Source organism: Neobacillus sp. 204 (genome assembly GCF_046562815.1).
Classification (GTDB): Bacteria; Bacillota; Bacilli; order Bacillales; family Cytobacillaceae; genus Neobacillus.
Window position 1 is genome coordinate 305080 of record NZ_JBJORY010000001.1, and the last position, 12584, is coordinate 317663.

The 12584-nt window shown below is 39.0% G+C and carries 12 protein-coding genes, 1 pseudogene and 2 riboswitches; of the genes and pseudogenes, 10 read left to right on the forward strand and 3 right to left on the reverse strand.

The window, feature by feature from the left end:
* The first annotated feature begins 104 nt into the window (after positions 1 to 104).
* Positions 105 to 689, forward strand: coding sequence for a DUF2087 domain-containing protein (locus tag ACJ004_RS01565; protein WP_410891257.1), 585 nt, complete (start codon positions 105 to 107; stop codon positions 687 to 689).
* Between the two features lie 95 nt (positions 690 to 784).
* Here the strand turns inward: ACJ004_RS01565 and mtnK are convergent, their stop codons facing one another.
* On the reverse strand, positions 785 to 1969 hold the full coding sequence (gene mtnK / locus ACJ004_RS01570; protein WP_410890795.1) for an S-methyl-5-thioribose kinase: 1185 nt from the start codon (positions 1967 to 1969) through the stop codon (positions 785 to 787).
* A 103-nt stretch (positions 1970 to 2072) separates the two neighbouring features.
* A riboswitch (SAM riboswitch) is annotated at positions 2073 to 2224 on the reverse strand.
* Between the two features lie 68 nt (positions 2225 to 2292).
* Entirely contained in the window at positions 2293 to 3075 is a 783-nt protein-coding gene (locus ACJ004_RS01575; protein ID WP_410890796.1) for a carbon-nitrogen family hydrolase, read from the reverse strand.
* A 123-nt stretch (positions 3076 to 3198) separates the two neighbouring features.
* Here ACJ004_RS01575 and ACJ004_RS01580 point away from each other — a divergent pair, with 123 nt between their 5' ends.
* The 5 genes from ACJ004_RS01580 to ACJ004_RS01600 all read left to right on the forward strand — a co-directional run bounded on the left by ACJ004_RS01580 (position 3199) and on the right by ACJ004_RS01600 (position 7810).
* Positions 3199 to 4371 carry a pyridoxal phosphate-dependent aminotransferase gene (locus ACJ004_RS01580; protein WP_410890797.1) on the forward strand — a complete coding sequence of 391 codons (1173 nt, stop codon included), beginning with the start codon at positions 3199 to 3201 and terminating at the stop codon, positions 4369 to 4371.
* A gap of 86 nt (positions 4372 to 4457) precedes the next feature.
* Positions 4458 to 4568: riboswitch (SAM riboswitch) on the forward strand.
* Positions 4569 to 4643: 75 nt separating this feature from the next.
* Positions 4644 to 5855 carry a 2,3-diketo-5-methylthiopentyl-1-phosphate enolase gene (gene mtnW, locus ACJ004_RS01585; protein WP_410890798.1) on the forward strand — a complete coding sequence of 404 codons (1212 nt, stop codon included), beginning with the start codon at positions 4644 to 4646 and terminating at the stop codon, positions 5853 to 5855.
* Positions 5856 to 5881: 26 nt separating this feature from the next.
* Positions 5882 to 6511 carry a methylthioribulose 1-phosphate dehydratase gene (locus ACJ004_RS01590; protein ID WP_410890799.1) on the forward strand — a complete coding sequence of 210 codons (630 nt, stop codon included), beginning with the start codon at positions 5882 to 5884 and terminating at the stop codon, positions 6509 to 6511.
* Between the two features lie 30 nt (positions 6512 to 6541).
* Positions 6542 to 7075, forward strand: a complete 534-nt coding sequence (locus ACJ004_RS01595; RefSeq protein WP_410890800.1) for a 1,2-dihydroxy-3-keto-5-methylthiopentene dioxygenase — start codon at positions 6542 to 6544, stop codon at positions 7073 to 7075.
* 492 nt (positions 7076 to 7567) lie between these two features.
* On the forward strand, positions 7568 to 7810 hold the full coding sequence (locus tag ACJ004_RS01600; protein WP_410890801.1) for a Spo0E family sporulation regulatory protein-aspartic acid phosphatase: 243 nt from the start codon (positions 7568 to 7570) through the stop codon (positions 7808 to 7810).
* A 54-nt stretch (positions 7811 to 7864) separates the two neighbouring features.
* Here ACJ004_RS01600 and ACJ004_RS01605 read toward each other — a convergent pair.
* A pseudogene (locus ACJ004_RS01605) lies at positions 7865 to 8599 on the reverse strand (ZIP family metal transporter).
* A 403-nt stretch (positions 8600 to 9002) separates the two neighbouring features.
* Here ACJ004_RS01605 and ACJ004_RS01610 point away from each other — a divergent pair.
* Genes ACJ004_RS01610 through ACJ004_RS01625 form a run of 4 tightly spaced genes read left to right on the forward strand, consistent with a single transcriptional unit; the run spans position 9003 to position 12466 of the window.
* A complete protein-coding gene (locus ACJ004_RS01610) occupies positions 9003 to 9827 on the forward strand; it encodes an electron transfer flavoprotein subunit beta/FixA family protein (protein ID WP_410890802.1) in 825 nt (274 codons plus the stop codon).
* Positions 9828 to 9862: 35 nt separating this feature from the next.
* Positions 9863 to 10894, forward strand: coding sequence for an electron transfer flavoprotein subunit alpha/FixB family protein (locus ACJ004_RS01615; protein WP_410890803.1), 1032 nt, complete (start codon positions 9863 to 9865; stop codon positions 10892 to 10894).
* Positions 10887 to 12182 (forward strand): FAD-dependent oxidoreductase, encoded by a 1296-nt coding sequence (locus ACJ004_RS01620; RefSeq protein WP_410890804.1) that lies wholly within the window; start codon positions 10887 to 10889, stop codon positions 12180 to 12182. The genes ACJ004_RS01615 and ACJ004_RS01620 overlap by 8 nt, the downstream gene beginning before the upstream one ends.
* Positions 12182 to 12466, forward strand: coding sequence for a ferredoxin family protein (locus ACJ004_RS01625; protein ID WP_040204690.1), 285 nt, complete (start codon positions 12182 to 12184; stop codon positions 12464 to 12466). The genes ACJ004_RS01620 and ACJ004_RS01625 overlap by 1 nt, the downstream gene beginning before the upstream one ends.
* The last annotated feature ends 118 nt before the right edge of the window (positions 12467 to 12584 follow it).

Sequence of the window (12584 nt, forward strand, 5' to 3'; positions counted from 1 at the left end):
TCCTTTGGGGAGTGTTTTTTTACTGGTAATTGACAGGATTTAATTAATTTGATATATATCTAATTAGATGATTATCGAATTTGTATAATGGGGGGAATACATTGATCCAATTAGATAGGGTGGTTGCTTTTTATAAAACAATGGGAGATCCAACACGAATTAGAATTGTGGCTATATTGGCAAAAGGTCCACTCCATGGACAGGCAATTGCTGGAAAACTCGGCTTGTCTGCTCCTACCATCACGCATCATTTAAAGAAACTACGGGAAATCCATGTAGTGTATGACAGAAGAGTCAAGAACACCATCTACTTTTACTTAAATGAATCGCTGATAAACCAGCAGGCAAAGGTGTTTACAGAGTTGTTAGAAAAAAAGGGTGAGGAGTTGGATGAAATGGTCGAGTCGAGTCTTGAGAGACAAAAAATTATCGAAAATTTCTTTACGAAAAATGGGAAACTAAAAAATATTCCCGCCCAGCGTAAGAAAAAATTAATTGTGTTCGAGCACATAATACGCGGGTTAAAAATAGGTGAAAAGTACGAAGAAAAACAGCTAAATGAGTTTATAAAACAATTTCATGACGATTATGCCACTATTCGCAGAGAATTTATCATTAATCACTACATGTTTCGTGAAAATGGTATTTATGAACTAAATCCAGAGGAAATGTGGGCAACAATTGACTAGAAAAGCAATCCGCTGTGGATTGCTTTTCTAATGTCTAGCTCCAGCGCCTAGGGGCTCGGGGTCATAAGCCCCTGTGCAAGGCGCTTTCGCTTTTCTTATTGTAATTGCTTTATCGTTGCAATAAATGCTGTAAGATTCTTGATGTCTTTTCGTTGTTTAATGAGGACTTTTCCTAGTTCTAGGGTTTTTTGTTTTGCAGCAATTCGTGTATGTTCATTCTCAATCCCATCTAAATCGGCAACATGTGCCAATCCAATCTGTCTTCTGATTAACTCACAGCCAGCAAATCCAAGTGAGTCCTCAAAAAGTTTTGTTAAATGGTAGTTTAAGAAGGTAGAAGTTTTTGCTGCTTCCTCTTTATTATCTGTATTCCATAAACGTGTATAGTGCTCTTCAAATACCTTCCATACCGTTTCAATATGATTGATAAAAAGGTCCCGTTTTTCAACATTTGCAATTACTTGGAAAAGTAGATTCGCAAATACTTGACCAATATCGAAGCCGGCAGGTCCGTAGAAAGCAAATTCAGAGTCGATTACTTTTGTTTCAAAATTATCGGCAAACAAACTTCCGGTATGTAAATCACCATGAAGGAGTGCTTCTGCCTCTGTTAAAAAACTTTTCTTCAAAACACTGACATGAAATTTTAGTTCATCATCGTGCCAAATTGCTTCGACAGCAGGACGGAGACCCTCTTCAAATTCGTTGGTGTCTGCATTAAAATACGGATCGGTGAAAATTAAATCCTCAGTAATTTTGCAAAGTTCGGGATTGATAAACTGTTGGACATATTCCTTTTTTATGGCTGGGCTTAATCCATAATCAGAAGTGTAAAATAATGTTTTTGCAAGGTATTCACCAAGATGTTTAGAAATCAATGGATAGGTTTCACCTTTGATAAAGCCAGTTCTTGCGATGATTAGATGGGAAAGGTCCTCCATTACAGTGACGGCAAGCACGTCATCTGTGAAAAAAACTTCTGGTAGATAAACAGGAGCAATTTGCCTGAAAATTTTTAAGGCATCTGCTTCAATCTTTGCTCTTTTCAGTGTTAATGGCCAGCTTTCACCCACTACTTTTGCGTAGGGGAGAGCTTGTTTGATAATAATACTTTTACCTTCTAAATCATCAACAATATGAAAAACAAGATTGAGATTGCCGTCACCAATTTCCTTACAGGATAGTTTAGCATACCTAGTAAAAATATTTAATTCAAGTGCTAGTTCAATAGCACTCTCGCTTGTTAAAGGCTGGTATGTTTTCTGCTTTAGTAGACTCATTAGGGTTCCTCCTTGTTTTTGAAGGCCTATTTATGCACGCAGGCAATAAAAAAGCCTCTTTCTCATCTGAAAGAGGCTTGGGAAGACAATTTGTCTGTCGCACCTCTTATCTCTCAGAAAGATCATCCTTCTGTTGGAATTAGCACCGTGCCTTAAGGAGATTCCAAGCGCATTAAGCGCTCCATTTTACGATCGGTTTAAGGTCGGTTGCTGGGCTTCAAAGGGCCAAATCCCTCAGCCAGCTCATGATAAGAGAAAATCTATTCAACTGGTAAAAATCATATCAGTAACAAAATGATATTGTCAATATTTTTTGAAAATTATTAATAGTATTCTGGTTTTCTATCTGTGAAAATTGGGATCTGCTTGCGAACAGCCTTAACTAAGTCCATGTCAATCTCTGCTGATAAGATTTCTTCACTTTTGCCGGCTTCCGCTATGACCTCTCCCCACGGATCAATAATCATCGAGTGCCCGGCGAAATGGTTATTTGGGTCTTGACCGGAACGGTTACAGGCGATAACGTAACATTGATTTTCAATCGCTCTGGCAATTAATAATGCTCTCCAATGAGACAAGCGCGGTGCTGGCCATTCCGCCACCACAAACAGTGCCTCAGCCCCTTCTGCTGAATGAGCCCGTATCCACTCTGGAAAACGGATGTCATAACAGATCGTCCCGGCAAATTTATGATTTTCCAATTGAAAAAGTCCTTTTTGGGATCCTGCTTCTAAATATACATGCTCATCCATTAGCTTAAAAAGGTGAAGTTTACTATAACTGTGGACGAGTTTGCCTTCTTTATGGATGATGATCAGGGTGTTTTTTACACCGGTTTCTTCACGGTTGGCTACCGATCCTCCGACGAAATTCACTTGGTATTTTTGGGCTGCTTTTTGAAGAAAATCAATTGTCTGACTAGCATTATTGTCGGCAATTTCATTAAGACGGGTTAAGTCATACCCTGTCGTCCAAAGTTCTGGAAGGACAATGATGTCGGGTTGGTCAGTTACTGCTTTTTCAATGAGTCTTTCTGCCGATTGATAGTTTTTATTTGGATCACCAAAGACGATATCCATTTGTAAACATGAAATTTTAAATTTCAAAAATCTCCACCTCGTTTGAACTTTCGGAATTTTTTCTTTACAAGCTGTTATAAAAGTTATATCATTTGTGACTAGAATTTCACAATAAATTATCTTTTTATAAATCAGTAAAGCAGGTGAACCATGAAGCAATTTCCACCATCTGAACTATTAAACAGTCTTCCGAAGCAGTTTTTTGCTTCGCTTGTTAAAAAAGTCGGGGAGTATATTTCACAGGGGTATGATGTGATTAATCTAGGACAGGGCAATCCTGATCAGCCAACACCCGCACATATCGTTGCCAAACTTCAGGAAGCAGCAGTAAATCCAATCAATCACAAATACTCTCCCTTTCAGGGACACAGTTATTTAAAGCAGGCAGTGGCTGATTTTTATTTAAGAGAATATGGAGTAACCATTGATCCGAATAAAGAAGTGGCCATCTTGTTTGGCGGGAAGGCTGGGCTTGTTGAAATACCCCAGTGCTTATTAAATCCCGGAGATACCATCCTCGTACCTGATCCAGGCTACCCGGATTATTTGTCAGGGGTTGCACTGGCCAAAGCAGAAATGGTAATGATGCCGTTAAAGGAGCAAAAAAACTTTTTGCCAGATTATAGCGAATTAGACGAGAAAGTCTTAGCCGAAGCAAAGGTCATGTTCCTCAATTATCCTAATAATCCCACTGGCGCTGTGGCCACTCGTGAGTTTTTTGAAGAAACTGTAAAACTTGCGAGTGAAAATGATATTTGTATAGTCCATGATTTTGCCTATGGGTCCATTGGTTTTGACGGTGAAAAACCTTTGAGTTTTTTACAGGCCAAAGGCGCAAAGGACGTTGGAATTGAAATTTATACATTATCTAAAACGTTTAATATGGCGGGCTGGCGTGTTGGTTTTGCTATTGGAAATGAGAGCGTCATTTCCGCGATTGAACTCCTACAGGACCATTTGTATGTCAGTTTATTTGGAGCCGTTCAAGAGGCAGCAAGAGAGGCATTAACGGGCTCTCAGGAATGTGTAAAAGAACTAAATGAGTTGTATGAGCGAAGAAGGAATGTATTGATTGATGGTCTTCGTTCCTTAGGTTGGAATGTCAGCGCTCCAAAGGGATCTTTTTTTGCGTGGCTTAAGGTTCCTGAAGGTTTTTCCTCTGCGGAATTTGCTAATCTGCTCCTTGAACAGGCGCATATTATGGTTGCACCTGGAATTGGATTTGGGGAATTTGGAGAGGGCTATGTCCGGGTAGGATTACTATCAAGTGAAGACCGATTAGCTGAAGCTGTCGAAAGAATTAGTCGTTTGGAAATATTCTAAAAAATTAATTGACAATTTATTTTTTTCTTGCGATAATCCAAATTAAAGTTAAAAAGTATCATAATTTAATAAAAATACGAATCGTTTTCTTATCAAGAGCAGGCGGAGGGAAAAGCCCTATGAAGCCCGGCAACCGACTTATACGTAGTGTTAAGCACGGTGCTAATTCTTACAGCAACAAGGCTGATAGATGAGAAGATGTTAGTTTTCAGCTAACCTCTTCTTTGCTGAAGAGGTTTTTTTATGTTTGATTAAAAGGAAGTGGTTCTGGAGTGACTGAAATTATTGCTACATATTTACTTCATAATGAAAAGAATCCGAACAAGAAGGCTGAAGAAATTGCGCTTGGACTAACAGTCGGTTCATGGACAAACTTGCCTGAATTAGAGCAAAGCCAATTGCGCAAGCATAAAGGGAGAGTCGTCTCTGTAGAAGAGTTTCCATCAGAAAAAGAGGATCAATCAATAATCCAAATCGCCTATCCAACGCTCAATTTTTCAAACGACCTCCCTGCCATCTTAACCACCGTTTTCGGTAAGCTTTCATTGGATGGAAAAATTAAATTACTTGATTTGCAATTTGATGAGGGATTAAAGAGTCAGTTTCCAGGTCCAAGATTTGGGATCGAAGGTCTTCGGGAGAAATTAAACGTCTATAATCGACCGCTATTAATGAGCATCTTTAAAGGCGTACTCGGGAAAGACCTCACGTTTTTAGTCGAGCAGTTAAAACAACAAGCCCTGGGTGGTGTTGATTTTGTGAAGGATGATGAAATCCTATTCGAAAATCAATTAACACCATTTGAAAAAAGAATTCTTGAAGGAAAAAAAGTACTTCAAGAAGTATATGATCAAACCGGGCACCGAACTTTATATGCAATAAACCTAACAGGCAGAACATCGCACCTGAAGGATAAGGCAAGGAAGGCTGCTCAGCTTGGCGCTGACCTCTTATTGTTCAATGTTTTTTCCTATGGGTTAGATGTTTTGCAGGAATTAAGAGAGGATAATGAAATCTCTTTACCGCTAATGGCTCATCCAGCCGTCAGTGGTGCATTTACATCATCTCAGGTGTTTGGATTATCCCATTCATTAATGCTTGGTAAACTTCTCCGTTATGCTGGTGCTGATTTATCATTGTTCCCATCTCCTTATGGGACTGTGGCATTAGAAAATACGAAGGCACTTTCAATTGCCAGTGAATTAACAGGTAAAGATAGCTTTAAAAGGTCCTTCCCTGTTCCGTCAGCTGGGATTCATCCAGGCTTGGTGCCTTTATTGATTCGGGATTTTGGTATCGATTCTGTCATAAACGCAGGCGGTGGAATTCATGGCCATCCAGATGGTGCCCGAGGCGGCGGTCTTGCATTCCGACAAGCGATAGAAACAAATCTCCAAGGCAAGTTATTGGCCGAAGGGGCTGAAAACTATCCTGAACTTAAACTAGCATTAGAGCTATGGGGGAATCCTGAGGTAACGGTATGACATTGAATTGAGGTGGGGGAACTCAAATGCTAAACGAAAGATGGAATGAATTAGCCGATGTAAAGGATGAACTAGCAGACCGAGACTGGTTTATGGGTACAAGCGGAAATTTGGCGATTAAAGTTAGTGAACATCCACTTCAATTTTTGGTGACGGCTAGTGGTAAGGATAAGCGCAGGCGTACAGATGAAGATTTTTTACTGGTTGATAAATTTGGTAACCCAGTTGAAGAAACTCATTTAAAACCCTCAGCAGAAACACTTCTTCATGTTGAAATTTATCGAAAAACGAAGGCTGGCTGCAGTCTCCATGTCCATACTATTGATAATAATGTTATCTCAGAAGTTTATGGTGATCACGGTGAGGTTACATTCAAAGGACAAGAACTAATCAAGGCATTTGATTTGTGGGAAGAAGACGCCGTCTTAAAAATACCCATCATTCGAAATTATGCCCATATCCCAACACTTGCGACTAAATTTTCTGAACATGTTTCAGGAGATACAGGTGCCGTCTTAATTCGTAACCATGGAATCACTGTATGGGGGAGAACGGCTTTTGAGGCGAAAAAAATCCTTGAAGCATCCGAGTTTTTATTTCGATATCAATTACGCATTTTAGAGTACAAATCAAACCAATTATTTAAAGTAATCTAACCAACAACACAAAGGGGAGGATGGATTAAAATGGCGTATATTACTTTTCAGAACAAAGATGAGCAAATCCAAGTCCAAGAAGAAGTAGCAGGTTTTCTTGAATCTCAGGACGTTATTTATGAAACTTGGGATATTAGCAAACTCCCAGTAGAGCTTGTGGAAAAGTATCTTTTGAGCGGGGAAGAAAAAGAACAAATTCTAAGTGCTTTTGCAGGAGAAATCGCTGATATCTCTGCTAGAAGGAGTTACAAAGCACACGATGTTATCTCCTTGTCAGAAAATACTCCAAATTTGGATGTCTTACTGACAAATTTTAAAAATGAACATCATCATACTGATGATGAGGTTCGCTTTATAGTTAGTGGCCACGGTGTATTTATCATCCAAGGCAAAGATGGTGAGTTCTTTGAAGTCCATCTAAATCCTGGCGACTTGATCTCTGTACCTGAAAATACAAGGCACTATTTTACGTTGGAAGAAGATCGGAAAGTGGTCGCAGTAAGGATCTTTGTTACAACCGAAGGATGGGTGCCGATTTACGAAAAATTAGAAATTCCTCAATAAAAAAATAAAAAACTGGCTGTAGAAATCTACTGCCAGTTTTTTATTGCCCATTTATTGAATTAATGAAATAGGCTGTTTTCTAAAAGTTTGTTGTTCTTGAAATAAGATGAAAAACTTTGTAGAAAGTACTGAGCAGACCGAATACACGAAGACTCCTGCGGGAGGACGGGGCTGGGGAGACCCCACAGTCGCTTGCGCCGAGGAGGCTTCCCGGGCCGCCCGCGGAAAGCGAAGTGTATTTGGGCTGCGGGTTAAATAACAACAATCTTTACTAAAACAGCCATGAGATATAAGAAAGTGTTGGTTGGAATTGGAGAATTTTGTCGCAAAAACAAGAAATCAATCGAAAAAATTGTCGAAAAACGAAAGAAATAAAATGTTTTGTCTACTTTTGCGAATGTGTTTACTTTTATCATAATTCTTGTCATAATTCATCAAGTAGTCTAATTTTTAGTGTTTTATTGCAATAGAGTAATAGGTAGGGGGATTACATTGTACGAGCATCGTATTAGCCATAATGAAATGATTGAAGAGATAAAAGCTAAAAGGGAACTTATGATAAATAGTGCGTATTCACTTGGATTTACAAGTGAAGTGACTATAAAATATAGCCAAGAGCTGGATGAGTTAATAAATGAGTATCAAAAGGTCATGGAAGCTTCCTCCAGGCCAAATGATGAAATTAAATTTGCTTTTAAACAAATGATTATGATATTGCCCAAGGTATTAGTTTAACAACAAGAGTAGCAAAAAAAACTTTTACACTGCATTCCTTAAGATAAAATAATATTATGAAAAGACATTTATTATGTACACCATGACTAGTAACCCCAAGATAAAAGCATAGGAAGAAACCCGCTCATTTCTGTTATCATGGCTTTCAGGTATTAATTCCTTATAAATGATAAATAACATCGCCCCAGCCGCAAAAGATAACCCATAAGGGACAAGGCCTTGAACAAATGAGGTCAAAAAATACCCTAATAACGAAGTAACGATTTCAATGGCACCTGTTAAGGTGGCAATAATGAAGGCCTTTAATTTACTTATCCGCTGATTAATTAAAAATAATGCAACAAGGAGGCCTTCCGGCGCATTTTGAAATCCAATCGCTAAAGCAATAAGATTTCCCGTATCGCCTTGTTGGGACGCATAGCTGACGCCTACAGACAATCCCTCAGGAATATTATGCAGAGTAATCGCAGAGATAATTAAGAGAGCCTTTCTCGTCAAATTGGATTCCAGTTTTGTTGTGCTGTAAGTCAATATGAGGAATATTTTTTTCTAATAGAGACAGCGTCCATACCCCCAGACATATTCCTACAAAAAGGGCTGCAAATCCCCCGTTTTTCATTGCCTCAGGAATCAAACCTATTGTAGAAGCAGCCATCATAATCCAGCACTAAAGGCTAATAAAACATCCTTCCAGCGATGTGTAATGGATTGATGAATAAATAGAATAATTAGTGCCCCTGCCCCTGTAGATAACGCCGAAAGTACACTGCCAAAAATAACCTTAGTCACCACACATCTCCTTTCCTTCTTATAACCCAAATCAAAACATCTACAAAATTAGACATGAACTGTGATTTTTATCATTGTTTATATCTAAATATTTCATATAGTTATATTAGTACTATTTTATCAAATATTTACAACACGTTTAACTACATATCTTACCACAACTTGTCATATCTTCAAATTGTTTATACTATTTAACCACCTCCTAGATACTGCACAAAGAATTGTTTAGAGTCTTTTAATCATCACTAGTTAAATAAAATCTTGTAAAAAAAATAAGAAAACTATCATTGTTTGGTACTATGCTTCTGTTGCGATTCATATATCGTTAATAAAAGCATTTTCAACCATAGGAGAGCAAACGCTTTCAATAATCTCAGATCTTATGGAGGAGGGAAATTCCTACATGCATATTGTCGTATGTGTCAAACAGGTACCTGATACAAAAATTATTAAAATTAACCCAAAAACCAACACACTCGACCGACGCAGTGCCCCTACCATCTTGAACCCCTACGATGCTCATGCTGTTCAGGAGGCGGTAAAAATCAGAGAAAAAACGGGAGGTACTATTTCCGTTTTATCAATGGGACCGCCACAAGCGACTGCTGTCATTAAAAAGAGTGTAGAAATAGGTGCTGATAAAGGATTTTTAATTTCCGATCGTGCCTTTGCAGGAGCAGATACACTGGCAACTAGTTATGCCCTTTCTAAAGCATTAGAAAAAATCAATAAAGAACACCCAGTAGATATGATTATTTGTGGCAAGCATGCGATTGATGGTGATACAGGACAAGTTGGTCCCGGAATTGCAAGAAGAATGGATATTCCGCCCATCACAAACGTAATTGAAGTTTCAGAAGTAAATCAGAAAGAAAAGACAGTTCTTATTAAACGAAAATTAACCAACGGTTATGAATTAATTCAATCTGACCTGCCTTGCTTATTAACAATTGAAAAAGAAATTAATGAGATTGAGTATTCACCAATGCCAAACATGATTACAGCCGCAAGGTACGAACCTATAATTTGGGCAGTTAGTGATTTTGAAAATGTAGAACGCTCCCAGCTTGGACTGAAAGGTTCACCAACAATCGTTGGGAAAATGTTTACACCACCACGCCCAGAAGGTGGTAAAAGACTTGAGGGTGCTGCAGATGAGCAGGTTAAGCAGCTTATGGAGATTTTGATGGAGAAAAAAGACCTATTAACAATCCAGCCATCTAAATAATAAGGATTGATCTTTTGTCACGGGGGGAATTTTATATGAATCTAGATGATTATCGGGGAGTCTGGGTATTCATCGAACAAAACGATGGTAAGATCGAAGGCGTATCTCTAGAATTACTAGGTGCCGGAAGGAAGTTGGCGGATAAATTACATGTTCCTTTAGCAGGTTTTTTACTAGGTCATGAAATTAAACCATTAGCGAATAAAATTAATTCCTATGGTGCGGATATCGTCTATTTGATAAACCATCCTGTCTTAAAGAATTATCGTACAGAATCATATATGAAGGGCGTTATGCTCCTCGCTGAAAAGTACAAACCAGAAATCATCCTCTACGGTGCAACACCAAATGGGAAGGATTTAGCCAGTGCTGTAGCGACAGATTTAAACACTGGATTAACCGCAGATACAACCATGTTAGACGTGGATATAGATAATAGATTGCTAGAAGCAAGCAGACCTGCCTTTGGCGGTAATATTATGGCTACTATCCTTTGTAAAAAGCATCGTCCACAAATGGCAACCGTAAGACCGAAGGTTATGAAGGCACTTGAACCAGTGTCAGGTAGAACAGGTAAAATTATTGAAGAAAAAATAGCACTTCAAGAAGAAGATATGCGCACAAAAGTACTACAAATTGTGAATGACGTAACAAAAAAAGCCAATTTAGCTGACGCACATGTCATCGTCTGTGGAGGAAAAGGAATGGGGGATGTACAAAACTTTCAGCTTCTCTATGAGTTTGCAGAAACCATTGGCGCAACCGTTGGCGGCACTCGTGATGTAGTTGAGGCGGGCTGGCTGCCACACCATCTTCAAATTGGTCAGACAGGTGAAACTGTTACTCCGAAAATTTATTTTGCTGTTGCCTTATCCGGGGCCATTCAACATGTAGTTGGTATGAAAAATTCTGATTTAATTATCGCAATTAATAAAGATCCAAATGCACCAATTTTTGATGTAGCCACATATGGAATCGTTGGAGATGCTCTGGAGATCATTCCAAAATTAATCGAACAATTTAAACAGTTAAGATCTGTAAAAGGCGGTGAAATAAGCTATGCCTGAAAAATTTGATGTGATTGTTGTTGGGGCAGGCCCAGCGGGTACATCGTGTGCGCTTACATGTGCGAGGAATGGACTAAATGTTTTGCTTATTGAAAGAGGGGAATACCCAGGGGCTAAAAACGTAATGGGCGGGGTACTATACCGTAAACAAATGGAGGAATTAGTTCCTGAATTTTGGAAGGAAGCACCATTGGAACGACCTGTTATTGAACAGCGTTTTTGGATGATGGATAAAGAATCCGTTGTACAATTTGGTTACAAAGGTCTTGAATGGGGTGTAGAGCCATATAATAACTTTACAGTCTTACGAGCACAGTTCGACCAATGGTTTGCCAAAAAGGCAGTCGATGCCGGGGCCCTCCTCATTACTGAAACGGTAGTTACTGAATGTATCGTTGAAAACGGCAAGGTCGTTGGAGTACGTACTGATCGTCCAAATGGTGAAGTATATGCGAATGTCGTCGTGCTTGCTGACGGGGTTAACTCACTCCTTTCAAAACAGTTAGGCTTCCATAAAGAATTTCGTCCAGATGAAGTAGCCTTAACAGTGATGGAAGTGGTTAATTTACCAAAAGAAAAAATAAATGATCGTTTTAATTTGGAAGATAACCAGGGATGTACGATTGAAATCTTTGGTGATTCAACCAAAGGAAACCTTGGGACAGCTTTTGTTTACACGAATAAGGAAAGCTTAAATATAGGGGTAGGTACAACACTGTCAAGCATGATCAAAGCGAAAATAAAGCCATATGAGCTCTTAGACTACTTGAAAACTCACCCGATGGTCAAACCAATGCTTGCTGGGGGAGAATCCGCTGAATACCTTGCCCATCTCATTCCTGAAGGTGGCTATCGTTCCGTTCCGAAGGTTGCTGGAAATGGAGTGATTGTCGTAGGAGATGCAGCACAGTTAGTTAATGCGATTCATCGTGAAGGCTCGAACATGGCGATGTCATCTGGAAAGATGGCTGCTGAGGCTGTAGTTTCCGCCCATAACCGTGGTGACTTTAGAGAATCAAGTTTAAATAGTTACCGTGATGCACTTCATAATAGTTTTATAATGAAAGATTTAGAGAAATATAAAGATGCCGCACATACATTTGAGAAATATCCACAATACTTTAATGAATATGTTCCAATGATGAATAAAGCAATGAGCAAGTTCTTTACCGTTGATGGGACACCAAAGCGGGAAAAACAAAAACAAATAATGAAGAGTGTGACATCTGAACGTGGAACCATTCGAGTGTTACAAGATATTTATCGAGCTTGGAAGGCGGTGAAATAATGTCAACGAAGAATATCGAGGAAAAACAGTATCTCCTCCGTTTTAAATGTGATACAAAATCTCATTTGACCGTACTGGATCATGATGTATGCATGACACAATGTCCCGATAAAATTTGTACAGTATTTTGCCCAGCTGAGGTTTATAAGTGGGAAGGAACACGCATGCAGGTAGGTTATGAAGGCTGCCATGAATGTGGAAGCTGTCGGATCGGGTGCCCTTATCAAAACATAAAATGGGAATATCCAAAGGGTGGACATGGAATTGTCTTTCGTTTAGCGTAAATGAAAATAAAATAGGTGCTGTTTGCTATCTGCAAACGGCACCTATTTTTATGTAAACTTTTGATTATTACTATATGTGGGTTTTTTCACAAATGAGAGTAAAAAGAAGGTGAAGCAG